The organism is Roseomonas acroporae, assembly GCF_023223525.1.
Taxonomy (GTDB): domain Bacteria; phylum Pseudomonadota; class Alphaproteobacteria; order Acetobacterales; family Acetobacteraceae; genus Roseomonas_E; species Roseomonas_E acroporae.
The window spans coordinates 21,806-41,351 of the sequence record NZ_JALPRX010000046.1 but is presented as its reverse complement, the minus strand read 5'-3'; the positions used below and the strand labels follow the sequence as shown (position 1 = coordinate 41,351).

The 19,546-nt window shown below is 74.2% G+C and carries 17 protein-coding genes; 9 read left to right on the top strand and 8 right to left on the bottom strand.

The window, feature by feature from the left end:
- From nifV to M0638_RS11315, 5 genes are all read right to left on the bottom strand, one after another.
- Complete coding sequence (gene nifV / locus M0638_RS11335; RefSeq protein WP_248667098.1) at positions 1-1,191, bottom strand: homocitrate synthase; 1,191 nt, start codon at positions 1,189-1,191, stop codon at positions 1-3.
- Positions 1,192-1,401: 210 nt separating this feature from the next.
- Positions 1,402-1,794 (bottom strand): ArsC/Spx/MgsR family protein, encoded by a 393-nt coding sequence (locus M0638_RS11330; protein WP_248667097.1) that lies wholly within the window; start codon positions 1,792-1,794, stop codon positions 1,402-1,404.
- A gap of 51 nt (positions 1,795-1,845) precedes the next feature.
- The gene (locus tag M0638_RS11325; RefSeq protein WP_248667096.1) at positions 1,846-2,391 is read right to left on the bottom strand and encodes a DUF2478 domain-containing protein; all 546 of its coding nucleotides are present in this window, start codon (positions 2,389-2,391) and stop codon (positions 1,846-1,848) included.
- A 263-nt stretch (positions 2,392-2,654) separates the two neighbouring features.
- Positions 2,655-3,635 carry a tripartite tricarboxylate transporter substrate binding protein gene (locus M0638_RS11320; protein WP_248667095.1) on the bottom strand — a complete coding sequence of 327 codons (981 nt, stop codon included), beginning with the start codon at positions 3,633-3,635 and terminating at the stop codon, positions 2,655-2,657.
- A 140-nt stretch (positions 3,636-3,775) separates the two neighbouring features.
- On the bottom strand, positions 3,776-4,471 hold the full coding sequence (locus M0638_RS11315; RefSeq protein ID WP_248667094.1) for an extensin-like domain-containing protein: 696 nt from the start codon (positions 4,469-4,471) through the stop codon (positions 3,776-3,778).
- A gap of 330 nt (positions 4,472-4,801) precedes the next feature.
- Between M0638_RS11315 and M0638_RS11310 the strand changes: the two genes are divergently transcribed.
- Positions 4,802-5,863, top strand: a complete 1,062-nt coding sequence (locus M0638_RS11310; RefSeq protein ID WP_248667093.1) for an alcohol dehydrogenase — start codon at positions 4,802-4,804, stop codon at positions 5,861-5,863.
- Between the two features lie 287 nt (positions 5,864-6,150).
- A complete protein-coding gene (locus tag M0638_RS11305) occupies positions 6,151-6,852 on the top strand; it encodes an SDR family NAD(P)-dependent oxidoreductase (RefSeq protein WP_248667092.1) in 702 nt (233 codons plus the stop codon).
- A 26-nt stretch (positions 6,853-6,878) separates the two neighbouring features.
- On the opposite strand, the gene M0638_RS11300 is transcribed toward M0638_RS11305, so the two are convergent.
- Complete coding sequence (locus M0638_RS11300) at positions 6,879-7,970, bottom strand: Bug family tripartite tricarboxylate transporter substrate binding protein (RefSeq protein WP_248667091.1); 1,092 nt, start codon at positions 7,968-7,970, stop codon at positions 6,879-6,881.
- Between the two features lie 188 nt (positions 7,971-8,158).
- Here M0638_RS11300 and M0638_RS11295 point away from each other — a divergent pair, with 188 nt between their 5' ends.
- Positions 8,159-10,267 carry a DEAD/DEAH box helicase gene (locus M0638_RS11295; RefSeq protein ID WP_248667090.1) on the top strand — a complete coding sequence of 703 codons (2,109 nt, stop codon included), beginning with the start codon at positions 8,159-8,161 and terminating at the stop codon, positions 10,265-10,267.
- Between the two features lie 259 nt (positions 10,268-10,526).
- On the opposite strand, the gene M0638_RS11290 is transcribed toward M0638_RS11295, so the two are convergent.
- Positions 10,527-11,330, bottom strand: a complete 804-nt coding sequence (locus M0638_RS11290) for a phytanoyl-CoA dioxygenase family protein (protein ID WP_248667089.1) — start codon at positions 11,328-11,330, stop codon at positions 10,527-10,529.
- A gap of 37 nt (positions 11,331-11,367) precedes the next feature.
- A complete protein-coding gene (locus tag M0638_RS11285; protein WP_248667088.1) occupies positions 11,368-12,042 on the bottom strand; it encodes a GntR family transcriptional regulator in 675 nt (224 codons plus the stop codon).
- A gap of 273 nt (positions 12,043-12,315) precedes the next feature.
- Between M0638_RS11285 and M0638_RS11280 the strand changes: the two genes are divergently transcribed.
- The 6 genes from M0638_RS11280 to M0638_RS11255 all read left to right on the top strand — a co-directional run bounded on the left by M0638_RS11280 (position 12,316) and on the right by M0638_RS11255 (position 19,169).
- The gene (locus tag M0638_RS11280) at positions 12,316-13,464 is read left to right on the top strand and encodes a zinc-binding dehydrogenase (protein WP_248667087.1); all 1,149 of its coding nucleotides are present in this window, start codon (positions 12,316-12,318) and stop codon (positions 13,462-13,464) included.
- 149 nt (positions 13,465-13,613) lie between these two features.
- Complete coding sequence (locus tag M0638_RS11275) at positions 13,614-14,627, top strand: TRAP transporter substrate-binding protein (protein ID WP_248667086.1); 1,014 nt, start codon at positions 13,614-13,616, stop codon at positions 14,625-14,627.
- Complete coding sequence (locus tag M0638_RS11270; RefSeq protein ID WP_248667085.1) at positions 14,624-15,202, top strand: TRAP transporter small permease; 579 nt, start codon at positions 14,624-14,626, stop codon at positions 15,200-15,202. Before M0638_RS11275 ends, M0638_RS11270 begins: the two co-directional genes overlap by 4 nt.
- Positions 15,199-16,461 carry a TRAP transporter large permease gene (locus M0638_RS11265; protein ID WP_248667084.1) on the top strand — a complete coding sequence of 421 codons (1,263 nt, stop codon included), beginning with the start codon at positions 15,199-15,201 and terminating at the stop codon, positions 16,459-16,461. The genes M0638_RS11270 and M0638_RS11265 overlap by 4 nt, the downstream gene beginning before the upstream one ends.
- Before the next feature lie 17 nt (positions 16,462-16,478).
- Complete coding sequence (locus M0638_RS11260) at positions 16,479-17,837, top strand: NAD(P)H-dependent oxidoreductase (protein WP_248667083.1); 1,359 nt, start codon at positions 16,479-16,481, stop codon at positions 17,835-17,837.
- Between the two features lie 99 nt (positions 17,838-17,936).
- A complete protein-coding gene (locus M0638_RS11255; protein WP_248667082.1) occupies positions 17,937-19,169 on the top strand; it encodes an ABC transporter substrate-binding protein in 1,233 nt (410 codons plus the stop codon).
- Positions 19,170-19,546: the final 377 nt, after the last annotated feature.

Here is a 19,546-nt window from a genome sequence, read left to right as displayed (position 1 = left end):
CTACCCGGCCGCGTGCAGCAACCCGCTGCCGCGCGCCAGCGCCGCATGCAGATCGGCCAGGGCCGGCAGCTCCACCGGCCGCTTGGTCTGCTCGGCACGGCACCGCACCTGCGCCAGGATCGCCGCCGCCGCCGCCGCGTCGGCGCTGAGGCCCAGCAGCTGCAGCCCGTGCCGCACCGCCGCGAGTCCGGAATGCTTGCCGAACACGATGCGGCGCGTGCGGCCGAACTGCGCCGGTTCCAGCGCCTCGTAAGTCGCGGGATCGCGCAGCAGGCCGCTGACATGGATGCCCGATTCATGGCTGAACACGGCATCGCCGACGATCGGCTTGTCCGCCGGCACGACGCGGCCCGAGGCGGCCGCCACCACCGCGGCCAGCTCGCACAGCCGGCCGAAATCGGCGCGCGTCCGGTGCCGCCCCGTGCGCGCCAGCGCCACGGCGACCTCCTCCAGCGGCGCGTTGCCCGCCCGCTCGCCCAGGCCCAGCACGCAGACGCTGGCATGGGTGGCGCCGCCGGCCAGGGCCGCCAGCGTGTTGGCCGTGGCCAGGCCCAGATCGTCATGCCCATGGAATTCCAGCTCCAGCGCGCTCGCCGCGCGCAGCCGGCGGAAGACGTCGCGCACGCCGAACGGCTCCATCACGCCCAGCGTGTCGGCGAAGCGGAAGCGGTGCCCGCCCGCCGCGGCCACGGCATCCAGCACGCGCAGCACGAAGTCCGGCTCCGCACGGCTCGAATCCTCGCCGCCCACGGCCACGACGAGGCCCCTGTCGCGTGCCAGCGGCACGATGCGCGCGATGCGCGCGAGCACGTCCTTCGGCCCTTCGTAGCCCTTGGCCCGCATCTGCCGCGCCGACATCGGCACGGAGAGGCTGACGCGGCCGAGCCCGGTGCGCAGCGCCGCCGCCACGTCCTCCTCGCGCATCCGGCCCCAGGCGATGACGGCGGCGCGCTCCGCAACGCGACCGATCTCGCCGATGATCTCGATCTCGGCGTCGCCCATGGCCGGGGTGCCGGCCTCGATCTCGTCGATGCCGGCGGCATCGAGCGCGCGCGCGATGCGCAGCTTCTCCGCATCGGTGAAGGCGACGCCGGGCGCCTGCTCGCCGTCGCGCAGCGTGCTGTCGTTCAGCCCGATCAGCCGCGCCGCGGTCTCGTCGTCCTGCGGCGCGTGGGAAGCGAGATTCGGCATGCCGGGATCCCCTGCAGGGTTGCGTGAGCGGTGGAGCAACCGCCATGCCAGCGCAGTCCCGCCGACACCGGGGAGCGCCGCCGGGGCGCACCGCCGCGGCGCGCCTGTCCCGGATGCGACAAATCCCGACACGCCGCCGGTCGGGGTCGCCACATGGTTCCGGCACGGCACCGTTCCCGCCGCCGCTGCCGCCCTCCTCGCCGTCGGCGCTCAGCGGCGCGGGCAGCCTTCGCCGATCGGCGGCAGGCCGGCCGCGAGGCCGATCCACGCCCCGATCGCCTCGGGCACGAAGCCGGCCATGCGCCGCTCGCCGACCTGCAGCAGCGGCCGCCGGATCAGCAGCGGCGCGGCGAGCAGCAGCGACAGCGCCGTCGGCTCGTCGAGCGCCTCCGGCCGCATCTCGCCCCGCACGACAGCCGGCGCGGAACGGTTGAACCAGTCGGCGACCGGCATGTCGCCGAAGAAGGGGCGCAGCGTCGCCGCCGTCCAGGGCCCGGCGCGCAGGTCGCGCAGCTCGACCACGTGCCCGGAGGCCCGCAGCAGCTCGACCTGGCGGGCATTGCCCTGGCAGCCCGGCTTGCCGAAGAACACCACCCGCGCCATCGCCCGCCTCGCCGTCTCCCCCGCGCGGCGAAGCCCGCCGCGCGGCACCGCTCAGATCGCCACCGCCGTCGCCGCCTCGATCGCCTCCAGCGCCCAGGCACAGGCCGCGTGGGATTGCGCCGGCAGGCACCAGGGCGTCCCGCCCAGGAATTCCCCCCAGGCCGGCAGCAGGTCCATGCGCACGGCGATCAGCAGCGGCATGCCGGAGCAGAGCGCCTCCGCGATCTCCGCCCGCATGCCGCCGCCCTCCGCCTCGCTGATGCCGAAGCGGTTCACCACCAGCAGGTCGGCGCCGCTGCGTATCGCGTCGCGCAGGTGGCAGGCGGCGCGGGCCAGGGCGTCGAGATCCAGCGTGCAGGAGATGGCGCCGGCGCCGCGCGGCTGGTCGATGCGGATGCGCTCGCCGCTGCCGATGTCCTCCAGCCACATGCTGCGCTTGCCGCCCGGCAGGCGCTCGCCGAAATGCTGCATCAGCCCGCCGACCGCGAAGCCCTTGCGGCGCAGCGCGGCGACGGTGCTGGCCAGCACCGCATCCACCTCCAGCGCCCGATCGAACGCGATCGTCGCGACCCGCGCGCCGCCTCCTTGCCGGTCCATCCTCGGTCTCCTGGCTCCGCCATCCTGGCCGGACATGGCTGAGGGCGGTGAGCGGCACGCAGCAACGCACGTGCCAACGCGCGGCGGCGCGCGCACCGGCAGGGCATGTCGGTGCCGCCGCCGGGGCGGCGGCCCGCCCTGTCCGACTCTCGACAGGGCCGCGTGTCGCGAGTGCGACATTCCGCTACGCGTCGCCCACCCGAGGCGGCCCACCCGAGGCGGGCCGGGCCGGCGCCCGGACCGACGCCCCGGAATGCCCGCCGTCAGTCGATGGACAGGTTGAGCCGCGTCACCATCCGCTGCTCGTACACCGCGCGCTCCCGCGCGAAGGCGAGGTAGTCGGCCGGGCCGAGATACTCGTCGGGCAGGTCGTTGCGGGCCATGAATTCCTGCACCCGGGGATGGAATTGCGTCCGGTGGAAGATGCGGTGCACGCCCTCCGTCAGCTCCGGATCCATGCCCCTCGGCCCGGCGATGCCGTAGGGCGAGGTGACCACCATGCCGTAGCCGAGGTCGAGCAGGGTCGGCACCTGCGGGAAGCTGCGCAGGCGCTGGCGGGTCCAGACCGAGAGCAGGCGCAGGTCGCCGGCCTCGACGTTGGGCTGCCAGGCGTTGGAGTTGGCGATGCAGTCGATCTGCCGCGCCAGCATCGCGGTGATGTTCTCGGACGTGCCGCGGAAGGGGACGTGGAGCATCTGCACGCCCTCCTTCTCGCACAGCTCCTCCATGGCGAGGTGGTTGGAGGTGGCGACGCCCGAGGTGGCGTAGCTGAGCTGCCCCGGCCGCCGCCGCGCCGCCTCCCACATCTCGGCCAGCGTGTTCCAGCCGGAATCCGGGCGCACCACATGGCCGAACACGAAGCCGGTCTGCTGCATGACGTAGGTGAAGTCGTTCACCGGGTCCCAGGTCGGGCGCTTCGTCAGGAAGGGCTGGCGGATCACCGAGAGGTGGTGGTGCGCCAGCAGGTAGCCGTCCGGCCGCGCGGTCAGCAGCGCCTGCGCCGCCATCGTGCCGCGCGCGCCGGGGCGGTTCTCGATGACCAGCGGCTGGCCGGTCTCCTGCTGGAACAGTTCGGCCTGCAGGCGCATGAAGCCGTCCAGCGCGCCGCCGGGCGCCCAGGGGATCAGGAAGCGCACGGGGCGGTCTGGCCAGCGCGCCTGCGCGAGCGCGGGGCGAGCGAGCGTCATGGCGGCGAGCGCGCCGCCGCCCAGCAGGGCACGGCGGCCGCCGAAGCGGGTCGTCATCCTTGGTCCTCCCGGCACGGCTGGCGCCGCGCTCCGTTGCAGGCCCGATGCTACAGCGGATCGCCCTCGCATGGGGATCGCGATCCGCATCCGGCCGCCTCGCCAGGCGGGGCGGGGCGGGGTGGGGCGGGGCGGGGCGCTCAGCGGCAGGCGTGCCAGCCGCCGACATCGAGGTGGAAATGGTCCCGGTGCGCCGCGTTGTAGTCCGGCCCGAGCACCGTGCCGAACCAGCGGCAGGCGCCCGCATGCGCCGCGCGCAGGAATTGCCCGGCCGGGCCGGCGTCGCTCCACTGGCCGAGCACGCTCACCTGCCGCCCGTCCCGCAGCGTGAAGCCGGCGACGTCGATGGCGTCGGCCGTGGCGTGGCGGCTGCGCCTGGCCGTGCCGGCCACGTCGCGGCAGGCGAAGGTGCCGACGTGACGCACCGCCACCACGGGCTGGCCGAAGGCGTCCTGCGCCGCCGGCTGCAGCGAATGGCGCGCGAACATCTCCCAGGCGGCGGCAAGCCGGCAGGTGCCGACCGGGCCGGCGGGGCGCAGCAGCGTGGCGCCCGGCTCCAGCCGCACCGCCGGCGAGACGACGCAATCCCCGCCCGCGCGCACATCCGGCAGGCGCGGCAGGGCGAGGTCCGAGGCGGCGAAGGCGGCGAGGCAGGCGGCCGGGTCGGCGCCGAGCCGGGCGAGCTTCCAGCCGGTCAGCAGGTTCGGCGGCGCGCGCAGGTCGAGCGGCGCGAGCGGGTTCCAGCGCGGCGGCAGGTGGGGGATGGCGAGCGCCGCCAGCAGGGCGAGCATGCCCAGGCCGAGCAGCGCGGCCAGCAGGCGTCGGAGGGTGCGCATGCGGCGGAGATGGTCCTGCCGACACCGCGCCGCCACCCGTGCCGCCGGGATGCCGTGGCCGGGTCCGTGGTCCGGCGCCGGGCCCCGGGCGCGCGGCGGCATGGCGCGCCGCCGGGCCGGGCGCGGCGCCGCGCCCGCCATGGGGCGAACGGATGGGACCGCCCCGACCCTTCGCCTCGCCGCCGGCCATCCGGGACGGGGGCCGACGGATCGCGCCCGGGCAGGCGGCGGGCCGCGGACGCGCCGGCGGGACTCGGCCGGGGAGGCTTGACCCTGCCCCGCCGCCGCTGTCCCATCGCCGCCAGACGGGTTCATTCGGGGGAGACGAGGATGCACGCCTTTGCCGTGGTCGCGAGCGGCCAGCCGCTCAAGGATCTGGAAATCCCGACGCCGGAGCCGACCGGCGAGCAGGTGCTGCTGGAGGTGACGCATGCCGGCGTCTGCCATTCCGACCTGCACATCTGGGACGGCGAGTACGACCTCGGCAGCCGCGGCAAGATGAACCTCGCCGATCGCGGCGTGGTGCTGCCGCTGGCGATGGGGCACGAGATCGTCGGCCGCGTCGTGAAGTGGGGGCCGGACGCCAAGGGCGTGAAGGCCGGCGACATCCGCGTGGTGTTCCCCTGGGTCGGCTGCGGCAAGTGCGACAAGTGCCTGGCCGAGGAGGACAACATGTGCCTCCAGCCGCGCTCGCTCGGCGTGTACCAGAACGGCGGCTACGCGACGCACGTGCTGGCGCCGGCGCCGCGCCACCTGGTGGACATCGAGGGCCTCGATCCGGCGCTCGCCGCCACCTACGCCTGCTCCGGCATCACCGTCTACAGCGCCATCAACAAGCTGCTGCCGCTGCCGCCCGAGGAGCCGATCGTGCTGGTCGGCGCCGGCGGCCTCGGCCTGCAGGCGATCGCCGTGCTGAAGGCGCTCGGCCACAAGCGGATCTGCGCGGTGGACGTCACCGAGGACAAGCTGAAGGCGGCGCGCGACCAGGGCGCCACCGACACGGTGCTGGCGAGCGGCCCCGACACGGCGCAGAAGATCATCGCGGCCTGCGGCGGGCCGGTGGCGGGGGTGATCGACCTCGTCAACGGCACCGCCACCTCGCGCTTCGCCTTCGACGCGCTGCGCAAGGGCGGCAAGCTGGTGCAGGTCGGGCTGTTCGGCGGCGAGATGACCATCCCGCTGCCGCTGATGCCGATCCGCGCCATCACCATCGAGGGCAGCTATGTCGGCAACCCCAAGGAGCTGCGCGCGCTGGTCGGCATCGCCAAGAAGGGCGCGCTCCCGGGCATCCCGATCAGCCGCGAGCCGCTCAACGTCGACAGCGCCAACAGCGCGCTGAACCGGCTGAAGGACGGCAAGGTGACTGGCCGCGTGGTGCTGGTCGCGGCCTGAGCCGGCGGCGCGCGGGCCGGGGATCGTCCTGCCCGCGCGCATGGCGGCGCCGATGCCGGGCCGGGGACGTTCACCGGCGGCACCAACCGGAGGCGCCACCGGAAACGCCTACCGGGGGCGCCCACCGGGGGCGCCGGCCGGCTGGCCCGGTCGGGGGGGCGCCGAGGCGCCGCCCGAAGGGCGCGCGGGGTGAAAGCCCCGGGGGTGGCGACGGCGCGGCCCGCCCCCATCTCCGGCGGGCGCCGGCGCAACGCGCGCCGCCCGCCGCCGCCGATGGGAAACCCGCCATGCCCGATACCGGAACTGGACTCGCCCTGATCCTCGGCGCCTCGCGCGGCCTCGGCCTCGGCCTGGCGCGCGAGCTGCTCGGGCGTGGCTGGCACGTGATCGCCACCGAGCGCGGCGGCCGCGCCGAGCCGCTGCACGACCTCGCCGCCGAGGCCGGCGGCCGGCTGGAGATCGAGCGGGCGGACATCAACCACCCCGACCAGATCGAGGCCCTGCGCGGCCGGCTGGCGGGGCGGTCGCTCGACCTGCTCTTCGTCAACGCCGGCGTCGCCAACGACCCGGCCGAGACGGCGGGCGAGGTCTCGACCGAGGAGTTCACCCGCATCCTCGTCACCAACGCGCTGAGCCCGCTGCGGGCGATCGAGGCCCTCGCGCCGCTGGTGCCGGCGGGCGGGGTGATCGGCGCGATGTCCTCGGGCCTCGGCAGCGTCGCCAACAACGAGTCGGGCGGCTGGGAGGTGTACCGGGCCAGCAAGGCGGCGCTGAACACGCTGCTGCGCTCCTACGCCGCCCGCAGTCGCGATTCCGGCCACGCCCTGCTGCTGATCGCGCCGGGCTGGGTGCGCACCGACATGGGCGGGCCGGACGCCGCGCTGGACGTGGAGACCAGCATGCGCGGCGTCGCCGGGGTGATCGAGGCGCGGCGCGGCAAGGCGGGCCTCGCCTATCTGGACCATCGGGGGCAGACGGTGCCCTGGTAGGGGGCGCCGCCTGCCGGACGCGGGCGTCAGCCGGCGCGCAGCCCCAGCCGCTCGATCACCGCGATCCAGCGCGCCGCCTCCGCGCGCTGCAACGCCGCGAATTCGGCCGGATCGCTGCCCACGATCTCGGTCGCCTGCTGCCCGAGCACCGCGCGCAGCGACGGCTCGGCCAGCCCCTCCCGCACCGCCGCAGCCAGCGCCCGCGCACGCTCGGCCGGGAAGCCGGCCGGCGCCACCAGCCCGGTCCAGCCGAAGCAGGCCGCCGCCGGGTCCCCGGCCTCGGCGACGGTCGGCACCGCCGGCAGGTCGTCGAACCGCCGCGTCCCGGTCACCGCCAGGGCACTCAGCCGCCCCTCGCGCACCGCCGGCACGCCGTTGAAGGGGGTGTCGAGGCCGAGCTGGATGCGCCCGGCGATCAGGTCGAGCGTCATCTCGGCGAAGCCGCGATAGGCGACGTGCTCGATGGCGATGCCGTGCCGTGCCTTGAACTCCTCGATGGCGAGATGCGTCACCGTCCCCGGCCCGACGGAGCCGTAGGAGAGCCGCCCGGGCTCGGCGCGCGCCAGCGCCACCAGCCCCATGAGGTCCGCCGCCGGGAGGGCGGGATGGACGGCGACCAGGAAGGGCGCGCGCACCAGCAGCGAGACGGGGGTGAAGTCGCGCGCCGGGTCGTAGGGCAGGGCCGGGTTGAGCGCGCGCGCCGTGGTGGTCGGGCCACCCATCACGATGCCGAGCACGTGCCCGTCGCCCGAACCGGCGCCCGACCCGGCGCCCGACCCGATGCCAGCCTGGGCCACCGCGCCCGCGGCCAGCGTGCCGCCGGCGCCGGGCCGGTTCTCCACCACGAAGGGCTGGCCGAAGCGCGCGGCGAGGACCGGCGCCAGGGCGCGCGCGATCAGGTCCGGCGTGCTGCCGGGCGGCATGGCGGCCAGCAGCCGCACCGGCCGCTCGGGCCAGGGAGAGGCGGCACGTGCCGGCCGGCCGGCCGCGGCGGCAACGAGCGTGGCGCCGACGAGGCGGCGGCGGCGGAGATGGCCCAGCGCGGCGCGCTGGCCAGCGGAGCCGTGGGCGGGGGATCGGTGCGGGCGCGGGCGCGCGGGCACGACGGAAGCAACCATGATCACACCTCCTGAAGGGTGGGTCGGGTTCCGGTTCGTGCTCCGCGCCTTATGGTTATCGCTTGCGAAGCGGGCCGATGTTGCGGCCCCGGCCCCGCCGCTGTCCAGCCTCGTGTCCCGCGGCACGGCGGGGAGGTGTCGTTCCGCACGGGCACCGGAACCCGGCGGGGGCCGCGGACGTCCCGCCCTTGCCCGGCGCAACCGGCCTGGACATTGGAATCCCTCACAGTTCACGCTGCGTTCCGGCGATCGGGCCGACTCGGGCGCGACTCGGCCCCGACTCGATCGCGACTCCAACGCAACGGGAACATCGACCGCTGTCACCGCCCTCGGCGCCCGCCACCCCGCCGCCCCGCCGGCTGCGCACGCATCAGCGCCTGCTCGCCGCGATCGTCGAGGCCATCGCCACCGGCCAGACCGAGGCGCGCGACATCCTGGCCGCCGTGACGCCCGGCGGCGGCAAGTCGCTGCTGCCGGTGCTGGCCGCCGCGCGCCTGATCCCGGCCGGCATCGCCGAGCGCATCTGCTGGGTGGTGCCGCGCGACAGCCTGCGCCTGCAGGCCGAGGAGGCCTTCGCCGATCCCGCCTGGCGCGCCGCCCTGCCGCACGCCCTCTCCGTGCGCGCCGCCGAGAACGCGCCCGACCCGTGCCGCGGCCTGGCCGGCTACGTCACCACCTACCAGGGCATCGCGGCCGCGCCCGACCTGCACCTCGCCGAGTTCCGCCGCCACCGCTACCTGCTCGTCGTGGACGAGATGCACCACCTGCCGGCGCTGGCCGAGGTGGACCCGGAGGCCGCCGCGCAGACCGCCGCGATGCCGCCCCCGGCCACCACGGCCGAGCGCGAGGCCGAGGAGCAGGCCGGCGCCTGGTCGCGCGCGTTGCTGCCGCTGCTGGAGACGGCCGCCGCGCGGCTGCTGCTCTCCGGAACGCTGGAACGCGCCGACGGGCGCGGCATCCTCTGGCTCCCCTACCGGCGCGGGCCGCGCAAGGCGACGCGCGAGGTGGATCTCGACGCGCCGGGCTGGGCGGTGGTCGGCTATTCCCGCGCCCAGGCGCTGGCCGAGCGCGCCGTGCTGCCCGTCACCTTCGGCGCGCTGGACGGCGAGGCGCGCTGGCGCGACGAGGAGGGGCAGGAGTTGGGGCCGCACCGCCTCGCCGGCCTCTACCCCTCCGAGACCACGCGCCCGGCGCTGTTTACCGCGCTGCGCACCGGCTTCGCCGAGGCGCTGCTGCGCGAGGCCTTCCTGGCGACGCGCGAATTGCGCGGCAGGCGCCGCGCCGCGCGCGGCCTGGCCGCGCACGAGGCGGCGCGCGGCCTCGGCAAGCTGCTGGTGGTGGCGCCGGACCAGAGCACGGCGCGGCACTACCTCGACGTGCTGCGCCGCTGGCTGCCGGCGCACCAGGCGGATGTCGTGGCGCGCCTCGCCGTCTCCGACAGCCCCGACGCGCACGGCATCCTGGCCAGCTTCCGGCTGCGGCCGGAGCCGACCATCCTCGTCACCGTCGCCATGGCCTACGAGGGGCTGGACGCGCCGGAGGTCGCCGTGGTGGCGGCGCTGACGCACATACGCTCGCGCCCCTGGCTGGAGCAGATGGTGGCGCGCGCGACGCGGGTCGATCCGCACGCCGGCGGCTACGAGGACCAGCGCGCCCTGGTGTTCCACCCGGACGACCCGCTCTTCGGCCGCTTCCGCCTGCGCATGGAGACCGAGCAGGGCACGCTGGCGAGGAAGCCCAAGCCCCGCCGGCAGGGCGTGCTGCCGCTCTGGCTGCGCGAGAAGCTGGCGGAGGCGCATCCGGGCATCACGCCGCTCGAATCCAACGCGCTGACGCTGCGCTTCCACACCCTCGCCCCCGGCCCCGAGCTGGCGCTGCGCCGCCCGGAGCAGGAGGAGGCGCAGGGCGAGCTGCTCGACCCGCCCTCGGTGGTGGAACGCCGCCTGCGCGCGAAGCTCGGCGAGATGGTGGCGGCGCAGGCGGTGGAGGACGAGGCGGCGATGCAGGGACCGCGCGGCGGGCGTGGCGGCGGCCTGGCGGGGGCCGGGCTGTACCACCGCTACAACGCGGTGCTGAAGCGCGTCTCCGGCGGCAAGGCGCGCTCGGTGATGACGCTGGCGGAGCTGGAGGCGGCGATCGGCTGGCTGGAACGCAACCGGCTCGCCGACCATCGGCATCTGCTGGAGGGCGATCCGCGCTACGCCTGGACCGTCCGCCAGCGCGGGGAGTGGCGGCCGCCGGCCGGGCGCGCCGGGGCGGCGCGGCGGACGGGCGCTGCGGCGTCGGGGAAGAAGTAGGGCGGGGCTTGCGCCCCTCTTCAAAGGAGGGCGCCGCCCGCCTTTGGTATCCTCCCGCCCCAAGGGCCGTTGGGGGGCGAAGCCCCCTTGGAACCCCCGTCCGGTTCCGGGCCTCGCCTGTTCCAGCGACCGTCGAAGCCGGCGGAGGTCCAGGAACCTGGTCGAACGCATGCGTTCGACCCTGGCGGTTGGGTGCCAGGGAAGGCAGCGCCTTCCCTGGGGAGGGGTCCGGAGAGGGCGCTTGCCCTCCCCGCCGTCATCACTCCGCCGCCAGCGGCAGCCCCTGCCGCGCGTACCGCGCCAGCGCGTCGTCCGCGACCGGGCGGATCGGCGCGAAGTCCCGGTGCGCGATGAATTCCGGCCGCGTCGGCTGGCGGATGTGGTTCGAGACGGCGTTCAGCGTCAGGTACACGATCTTGCGGGGGAAGGGCGTGATGTTGCCGGCCGAGCCGTGCACCAGGTTGCCGTGGAACATCAGCATGCCGCCCGGCTTGCCGGTCGCGGCGACGATGCCGCCCTTCTCGACGAGCTTCGTCACCGTCTCGTTGTCGAGCGTCCAGAGCGGGTAGGAGGTGGTCTGCAGGTCGTGGCCGGCCTCGAGGTCGCCCGCCTCCTGCGAGCGCGGCACCAGCAGCAGCGGGCCGTTGAAGGGGAACACCTCGTCGAGGAAGACGGCGATGTTCATCGCGCGCGGCTCGGGCATGCCGTCGTCGCGCTTCCAGGTGCCGTAGTCCTGGTGCCACTGCCACACCTCGCCGGTGAAGGCGGACTTCGCGTTGATCTTGAACTGGTGCATGTACACCGGCTCGCCGAACACCTGCTCGATCGGCTCGATCATGCGCGGGTGCGCGCCGAGCAGGCGGAACGCCTCGTTGTAGAGATGCGCGGCGAAGGCGGTGCGCGGCGCGCCGTTCTTCTCGCGCCAGATCTCCGGGCGGTGCTGCTCGTAGATCGCCTCCGCCTCGCGCTTCATCACCGCCACCTCCTCGGGGGTGAACAGCTCGGGCAGGAAGAGCCAGCCTTCGCGCTGGAAGTGGTCGAGCTGTTCCTGGCTGAGACGCATGGCGGGGTTCCTCCCTGTTGGTTGAACGGGTTCCGGCTCAGGCGGCGTCGGCGACGACGCCCAGCCTTTCCTCGGTGGTGCGGCCCGCGACCAGCGCGTGGTCGCGGGCGGCGCGCTCGGCGCCCTCGCCGTCGCCTTGCAGCACGCGGGCGACGATGGCGGCGTGCTCGGCCCAGGCGCGGGCGCGGTAGTCGGGACCGGCCAACACCGTCGCCATGGAGCGCCGGAATTGCGGCCAGTGCGGCCCGACCATCTCGGCGAAGGCGGGGTTGCCAGAAAGCCGGTACAGCGCCTGGTGGAAGGCGGTGTCGAGCTGCACCAGAACCGGCACGGCGGCGGTCGGCGCCTGCGCCTCGCCCTCGGCCAGGGCCTGCTCCAGCGCGAGGCGCCCGGCGCGGTCGGCATCGGCGCGGGCGGCGGCGAGGCGGGCGGCGAGGCCGTCCAGCGCGCCGCGCACCTCGTAGAGCTGGCGGATGCGGGCGGGGTCGATCGGCGCCACGGCGAAGCCCTTGCGGCCGCTCTCGGTGACGAGGCCCTGGCGCTTGAGCAGGTGCAGCGCGTGGCTGACCGGCTGGCGCGAGACGCCGAGCTGCTCGGCCAGCTCGCCCTGCCGGATGCGCTGGCCGGGCGGCAGCGAGCCCTCGGCGATCGCCTCCAGCACGCGGCGATAGACCTGGTCGATCAGGATCGGGCCGCTCTCCAGCGGGTCCATGGCGACGACTTCCCCTACGTTGCCGGGTGTTCCTGGCCCGGTCGGCCCGATCCGTCCAGCGGTCGGCTTTTCGAGTTCCGCATTCGGAATGCCGAAATCTAGCGTGCGGGCCGCAATCCCTGTCAAGCATTATCGACGCGGCCGCGCACTCCGAGTTCCGCATTCCGAATGCGAAAAATGCTTGCGCCAGCCGGTCCCGTTTGCCAGATTTTCCGCAACGGGCGCCGCCGGCCAGGGGCCGGCAGGACGCCGAACGGGAGGAAACACCAGGGGATGCAGCAGATACGGGTGGCGACCTTCGACGGCCCCGGGGCCCCGCCGGTGATACGCACCGTGCCGCGGCCGCGCGTGCCGGCGAAGGCCGCGCTGTTCAGCGTCGGCGCCTGCGGCGTCTGCGGCACCGATCTGCACATCCTGGCCGGACACTGGCCGAAGCCCCTGCCCTGGCCCTTCACCCTGGGCCACGAGGTGGCCGGCGTGATCGAGGAGATCGGGCCTGAGCTGACCCACGACTACATGGGCAACAAGCTGGAGGTCGGGGCCAAGATCATGATCCCGCCGCTGATGCCCTGCGGCGAGTGCTACTACTGCCGGCACTATCCCGAGACCGCCAACAAGTGCCTGACGCCGGTCTACTACGGCCGCTACCTCGGCTTCGAGAAGGCGCCGCACCTCTGGGGCGGCTGGGCGGAGATGGAGTATGTCGACCTCGGCATGCTGCCCGGCACCAAGGTCTACCGGCTGCCCGACGACATGCCGCTCTGGCTCGGCACGCTGGCCGAGCCGCTCACCTCCTGCATGCGCGCCTTCAAGCGCGCGGCGCGCGCCGGCGGCTTCGAGGCGGGCGACACGGTGGTGATCCAGGGCTCCGGCCCGATCGGCGTGCTCGGCATCGTCGCGGCGCGGGAGATGGGGGCGGGCCGCGTCGTCATGGTGGGCGCGCCGGAGAATCCGCGCCTCGCGCTGTGCCGCAAATTCGGCGCGGAGGCGACGGTGGACATCACCGGCAAGACCGCCGAGCAGCGCATCGGCGAGGTGCGCGAGATCGTCGGCGGCTTCGGCGCCGACCTGGTGATGGACTGCTCCGGCCACCCGACCGCCGGCCCCGAGGGCATCGAGATGCTGCGCGATGGCGGCACCTATGTCGAGATGGGCCAGTTCACCGATGCCGGCGCGATCATGACCAACTGGCACCGCATCTGCACCAAGGACATCAACGTCCTGGGCAGCTGGGCCTTCACGGCGGACGACATCTGGGACGGCATCATGATGCTGAACCGCGCGCGCGACCGCTACCCCTTCGCCGAATTCCAGATGCGCTTCCCCTTCAGCGAGCAGGGCATCGGCGACGCCATCGCGGCGGCGCGCGAGATGCGCTGCCTGAAGGCGACCATCGTGCCGCGCCCCGACCTCGTGGACTAAGGCGGGGAACACGACAGCGGGGTTGACGCCACGCGGCGCGGCCGGGGCATACTCCGCCGCCGCACCGATGCCGCCTCGTCGCACGGCAAGCGGAAGATGCCGCCACTGGCCGGAAAAAAGGCCGGGCGCGAATTGGGAGACGACCAAGGATGCCGTTCGCCACGACGCGGCGCGCCCTCGCGCGCGCCGGCCTGCTGGGCGCCGCCGCCACGCTCGCTACCCCAGCCGTGTTTCGCGCCCAGGCGCAGGGACAGGTGCGGCTGACGCTCGGCCACAACGCGGCGCCCGGCAACCCGCGCAGCATCGCCGCCGACCGCTTCGCCGCGGTGCTGAAGGAGCGCAGCAACGGCCGCATCGACGTGCGCGTGGCGGGCAACTCGCAGCTCGGCGACGACCTCGCCATGCTGACCAGCCTGCGTACCGGCACGCTCGACCTCTCGGTGAACAGCCAGGGGCCGAGCTCGGCGCTGGTGCCGGAGATGGCGGCGCTCGGCCTGCCCTTCCTCTTCGCCAGCAACGCCGCCGCCTACCGCGTGGTGGACGGGCCGGTGGGGCAGGAGCTGGCGCGCAAGCTGGAGGCGAGCGGCCTCGTCACCCTCGGCTGGTGGGACAACGGGCTGCGCCACATCACCAACAGCCGCCGGCCGATCAACCGCCCCGACGACCTGCGCGGCATGAAGATACGCACCCCCGCCGACCCGGCCACCATCGACACCTTCCAGGCGCTCGGCGCCGCGACGCAGCAGATCAACTTCTCCGAGCTGTACGTGGCGCTGCAGCAGGGGGTGGTGGACGGGCAGGAGAACCCGCTCGCCAACATCCACTCCTCGAAGCTCTACGAGGTGAGCCGCTTCATCTCGCTCACCGCGCACAAATGGGAATCGACGCCCTTCTACGCCTCGCGCATCGCCTGGGCGCGCCTCTCCGCCGCCGACCGCGAGCTGGTGCGGGAGGCCGCGAAGCAGGGCGAGGCGCTGAACCGGCAGGCGATGCAGGACAGCGACACGACGCTGCTGCGCGAATTCCGCGCCAACGCCAACGTGCAGGTCAACGAGGCCGACAAGGACGCCTTCCGCGCCGCCACCGCCGGCGTGCTGGACCGCTGGGAGCAGAAGCCCTTCGGCGCTTTCGTGCGCCAGGTGCGGCAGGCGGCGGCCGCATGAGCGGCGCGTCGATTCCGGTGGGGGCGGCCGCGACGGGGCCGCGCGGCGCGCTGCTGCGCGGCGCCGCGCTGCTCGACCGGGCGGTGCGCGTGCTCGCCGAGGCGGTGGTGCTGATCAGCGGCATCGCGCTGCTGACGCTGCTCTTCGCCAACGTCGTCTCGCGCTACGTCACGGCGGCGGGCGGCCTCGACTGGATCGAGGAGGTGCCGGAGAAGCTCTTTCCCTGGTTCATCATGGCCGGGGTGGTGCTGGCGGCGCAGGGCGGCGGCCACATGGCGGTGGAGTGGATCCTGCCGAAGCTCGGGCGCGGCGCGAAGCGCGTGCTGCTGGTCGCGGGGCATCTCGCCGTGGTCGCCACCTACGCGATCCTGGTGCGCGAGGCGCTGGAGGTGGCCGGGATCGCCGCCATGGAGCGCAGCCCGGTGCTCGGCCTGCCCAACTCCCACGGCTACTACGCGCTGGCGGCGGGCTGCGCGCTGCTCGCCTTCTCCACCGCCACCATCGCGCTGCGCCTCGTCCTGGTCGGGCCGGAGGCGCTGCCGCAGCCCGCGCCCGAGGAGGTGCCGACCGCATGAGCGCCGTCCTCGTCCTCTCCTTCTCGCTGCTGATGCTGGCGGCGATCCCCGTGGCGCACACGCTGGTGATGGCCTCCGGCCTCGCCGTGCTGTGGGACGGGCAATTACCGCTGATGCTGATCGCGCAGCAGATGTTCGCGCAGACCCAGTCCTTCCCGCTGCTCGCCCTGCCCTTCTTCATGCTGGCCGGCAGCCTGATGATGGGCGGCCGGCTGGGCGAGGAGCTGCTGCGCTTCGCCAGCGAGGGCATGCGGCGCTGGCGCGGCGGGCCGCTCTCCACCACCGTGGTCGCCTCGGTGGTGTTCGGCGGCGTCTCGGGCAGCGCGGTCGCCAATGCCAGCGCGCTCGGCTCGGTGCTGATCCCGTGGCAGAAGCGGCAGGGCTACCCGGCCGGGCTGTGCGCCGCCAACAACGCCACCTCGGCGGTGATCGACATCCTGATCCCGCCCTCGATCCCGATGATCCTCTATGCGCTGGTCAGCAACGTCTCGATCGGCGAGCTGTTCCTGGCCGGCATCCTTCCCGGGCTGCTGATGGCGGGCGGATTCATCGGCCTCTGTGCCTGGACCGCGCACCGCCGCGGCATCCGCCCGGACACCGCGCCGGTGCGCAAGCGCGAGCTGCTGCGACTCGCCTTCTTCGCCTCGCCGGCGCTGCTGATGCCGGTGCTGATCCTGCTCGGCCTGCGCTTCGGCCTGGCGACGCCGACGGAGATCTCCGTCATCGCCGTGGTCTACGCGCTGGCGGCGAGCATCCTGATCTACCGCGACATGAGCTGGCTGCGCTTCCGCGCGGCGATGCTGGAGGCCGGCGTCGCCACCGGCATCGTCATGCTGGTCATCATGGGCAGCGCGGCGGCGGGCTGGATCCTCACCTTCGACCAGGTGCCGCAGCGCTTCGCGGAATGGGTGACGGCGACGCTGCACTCGCCCTGGCTGGTGATCCTGGCGATGAACGTCATCATGCTGCTGGTGGGCGGGCCGCTCGACCTGCCGCCCGGCATCCTGCTGCTCGGGCCGATCTTCGTGCCGCTGGCGGCGCAGATCGGGCTGGACCCGCTGCAGCTCGGGCTGATGATGGTGCTCAACCTCGGCATCGGCCTCTACACGCCGCCCGTCGGCACCACCCTGTTCATCTCCTCCTCCATCGCCCGCAGCAGCATGAGCGACACGGTGCGCGAGCTGTGGCCCTTCTTCGGCGTCGCCCTCGCCGTGCTGGCGGCCATCAGCTACATCCCGGCGCTGACGCTGCGCTTCTGAGAACACGAGGGAACGCCATGAATCTCCACCGCATGCTCGCGGCGCGCGCCGCGCAGGGCAAGCCCGTCACGGTCGGGCTGATCGGCGCGGGCAAGTTCGGCTCGATGATCCTGGCGATGGCCGGGCGCACGCCGGGCATCCACGTGCTCGGCATCGCCGACCTCTCCGCCCCGCGCGTGCGCGAGGCGCTGGCCCGCGTCGGCTGGCCGGAATCGCAGTACGCCGCCGCCAGCCTCGACGCCGCCGCCCGCACCGGCGCCACGGCCATCACCGAGGACGCGAACGCGCTGTTCGCCGATCCGCGCATCGAGGTGATCGTCGAGGCCACCGGCAACCCCGCCGCCGGGCTGCGCCACGCGGCGGCTGCGATCGAGCACGGCAAGCACGTGGTCATGGTCAACGTCGAGGCCGACGTGCTGGCCGGCCCGCTGCTGGCCGAGCGCGCGCGGCGCGCGGGCGTGGTCTACTCCATGGCCTATGGCGACCAGCCGGCGCTGGTCTGCGAGATGGTGGACACCATCCGAACCATGGGCTTTCCCATCGTCGCCGCCGGCAAGGGCACCAAGTACCGGCCGGAATACCATGCCAGCACGCCGGAGACGGTGTGGGGCCATTACGGGCTGACGCCGGAGCAGGCCAAGGCCGGCGGGATGAACCCGCAGATGTTCAACTCCTTCCTCGACGGCACCAAGAGCGGCATCGAGATGGCGGCGATCGCCAACGCCACCGGCCTCGCCCCGCCGAGCGACGGGCTGCTCTTCCCGCCCTGCGGCACGCACGACCTGCCCACCGTGCTGCGCCCGCGCGAGGATGGCGGCGTGCTGGAGACGAAGGGACAGGTCGAGGTGGTCTCCTCCGTCGAGCGCGACGGGCGGCAGGTGGTGGGCGACCTGCGCTGGGGCGTCTACGCCGTGTTCGAGGGCGAGACGGACTACATCCGCCGCTGCTTCTCCGAGTACGGCGTGCACACCGATCCCTCCGGCCGCTACGCCGCTCTGTGGCGACCTTATCACCTGATCGGGCTGGAGATCGGCGTCTCCATCGCCTCCGCCGCGCTGCGCCGCGAGCCGACGGGCTGCGCCGATGCCTGGCGCGGCGACGTGGCGGCGACCGCCAAGCGCGACCTGCGCGCGGGCGAGGTGCTGGATGGCGAGGGCGGCGCCATGGTGTGGGGCCGCTGCATCCCGGCCGAGCGTTCCCTCGCCCTCGGCGCGCTGCCGATCGGCCTCGCGCACGGCATCGCGCTGAAGCGCGACATCAGGCGTGGCGAGATCGTCGGCTGGGCCGACGTGGCCTACGACCCGAACGCGGAGACGGTCCGCCTGCGCCGCGGCATGGAGCAGGCGGCCACGGCGCCGGCGCGCGCGGCGGAGTAGCGCGACGCGGCACGCAACGATCCCGGCGCCCATTCACAGCGGCGCCGGGATCGGGCAGTTTCCCTCGCAAGGCAGGCGCCGACGGGAGGGAATGACGGCATGATCACGCGACGCGAGCTGTTCATCGCGGGGGCCGCCACGGCGGCGGCGGGGCCGGCCCTGGCCCAGGGCACCGCCGCACGGCCGGTGCTCAGGCTCGGCGTGCTCGGCGACTTCTCCGGCCCCTACCGGCACCTCTCCGGCCCGACCAACGTCGCCTGCGTGCGGCAGGCGGTGGCCGACTTCACCGCCGCCAACCCGTCCGTCGCCGCCGAGGTGGTGTTCGCCGACCACCAGCAGAAGCCCGACACCGGCGTCGCCATCGCCCGGCAATGGTTCGACCGCGACGGCGTGGACGTGGTGCTGGAGCTGAACAATTCGGCCATCGCGCTGGCGGTGAACGGCCTCGTGCGCGAGAAGGACAAGGTCCATCTCAACACCGGCGCCATCACCATGGAGCTGACCGGCGCGCAGTGCAGCCCCAACACCATCCACTGGACCTACGATAGCTGGATGCTGGCGCACTCCACCGGCGTCGCCACGGTGCGCGCGGGCGGCAGCGAGTGGTTCTTCATCGCCGCCGACAACGCCTTCGCCACCTCGATGGACCGCGACCTGCGCCGCTTCATCGAGGGCGCGGGCGGCCGGGTGCGCGGCGTGGTGCGCTACCCCTTCCCCGGCACCACCGACTTCTCCTCCTACCTGCTGCAGGCGCAGGGCAGCCGCGCCAACACGGTGGCGCTGATCAACGCCGGCGCCGACTTCATCAACTGCGTCAAGCAGGCGCGCGAATTCGGGCTGAACCGGCGGGGCGTCAACGTCGCGGGCATGATCGTGTTCGTCAACGACATCGTCTCGCTCGGGCTGGAGACGGCGCAGGGGCTGCGTCTGACCGAGGCGTTCTACTGGGACCTCAACGACCGCACCCGCGCCTTCACCCGCCGCGTGCTGCCGGCGACACCGGACAACTACCCGAACATGTGCCAGGCCGGCGCCTACTCGGCGGCGCTGCACTACCTCAAGGCGGCGGCCGATCTCGGCCCGGCGGCGGCGAAGGCCTCGGGGCGCGCGGTGGTGGAGCGGATGAAGGCGATGCCCACCGACGACGACGTGTTCGGCCCCGGCAGCATCCGCCCGGACGGACGCAAGATCCACCCGGTCTACCTGTTCGAGGTGAAGCGGCCGGAGGAGAGCCGCGGCACCTGGGACGTGTACAAGCCGGTGGTCACCGTGCCGATCGACGAGGCGTTCCGGCCGATGGGCGAGGGGAATTGCGCGCTGGTGCGCGGGTGAACGGGGGGGGGGGGGCCCCCGGGGGGGGGGGCGGGGGGGGGGGGGCCCCCGGGGGGGGGGGCGGGGGGGGGGGGGCCCCCGGGGGGGGGGGCGGGGGGGGGGGGGCCCCCGGGGGGGGGGGCGGGGGGGGGGGGGCCCCCGGGGGGGGGGGGGGGTTCCCGGGGGGGCCGGCACCCCCCCCCCCCGGACCCCACCGACCAGGGGCGCTGCCCCTTGGGTAGCCCCGCCAAGGGGCGAAGCCCCCTTGGATCCCCCGTTCGATTTTCGCCTCGCCCGTTTCGACCGTCGGGACCAAGCGAACAGAGGTCCAGGAGGGCCTCGCCCTCCTGGTGGATGGGGTCCGGGGAAGGCAACGCCTTCCCCGAACGGCGCCCGGA

What these genes read in the sequence shown, in the direction of transcription:
- M0638_RS11300 (WP_248667091.1), bottom strand. Translation starts at nt 7,970, where the DNA reads ATGGTTGCTTCCGTCGTGCCCGCGCGCCCGCGCCCGCACCGATCCCCC.
- M0638_RS11305 (WP_248667092.1), top strand. Translation starts at nt 6,151, where the DNA reads ATGCCCGATACCGGAACTGGACTCGCCCTGATCCTCGGCGCCTCGCGC.
- M0638_RS11275 (WP_248667086.1), top strand. Translation starts at nt 13,614, where the DNA reads ATGCCGTTCGCCACGACGCGGCGCGCCCTCGCGCGCGCCGGCCTGCTG.
- M0638_RS11310 (WP_248667093.1), top strand. Translation starts at nt 4,802, where the DNA reads ATGCACGCCTTTGCCGTGGTCGCGAGCGGCCAGCCGCTCAAGGATCTG.
- M0638_RS11315 (WP_248667094.1), bottom strand. Translation starts at nt 4,471, where the DNA reads ATGCGCACCCTCCGACGCCTGCTGGCCGCGCTGCTCGGCCTGGGCATG.
- M0638_RS11290 (WP_248667089.1), bottom strand. Translation starts at nt 11,330, where the DNA reads ATGCGTCTCAGCCAGGAACAGCTCGACCACTTCCAGCGCGAAGGCTGG.
- M0638_RS11285 (WP_248667088.1), bottom strand. Translation starts at nt 12,042, where the DNA reads ATGGACCCGCTGGAGAGCGGCCCGATCCTGATCGACCAGGTCTATCGC.
- nifV (WP_248667098.1), bottom strand. Translation starts at nt 1,191, where the DNA reads ATGCCGAATCTCGCTTCCCACGCGCCGCAGGACGACGAGACCGCGGCG.
- M0638_RS11260 (WP_248667083.1), top strand. Translation starts at nt 16,479, where the DNA reads ATGAATCTCCACCGCATGCTCGCGGCGCGCGCCGCGCAGGGCAAGCCC.
- M0638_RS11330 (WP_248667097.1), bottom strand. Translation starts at nt 1,794, where the DNA reads ATGGCGCGGGTGGTGTTCTTCGGCAAGCCGGGCTGCCAGGGCAATGCC.
- M0638_RS11255 (WP_248667082.1), top strand. Translation starts at nt 17,937, where the DNA reads ATGATCACGCGACGCGAGCTGTTCATCGCGGGGGCCGCCACGGCGGCG.
- M0638_RS11265 (WP_248667084.1), top strand. Translation starts at nt 15,199, where the DNA reads ATGAGCGCCGTCCTCGTCCTCTCCTTCTCGCTGCTGATGCTGGCGGCG.
- M0638_RS11270 (WP_248667085.1), top strand. Translation starts at nt 14,624, where the DNA reads ATGAGCGGCGCGTCGATTCCGGTGGGGGCGGCCGCGACGGGGCCGCGC.
- M0638_RS11320 (WP_248667095.1), bottom strand. Translation starts at nt 3,635, where the DNA reads ATGACGACCCGCTTCGGCGGCCGCCGTGCCCTGCTGGGCGGCGGCGCG.
- M0638_RS11325 (WP_248667096.1), bottom strand. Translation starts at nt 2,391, where the DNA reads ATGGACCGGCAAGGAGGCGGCGCGCGGGTCGCGACGATCGCGTTCGAT.
- M0638_RS11280 (WP_248667087.1), top strand. Translation starts at nt 12,316, where the DNA reads ATGCAGCAGATACGGGTGGCGACCTTCGACGGCCCCGGGGCCCCGCCG.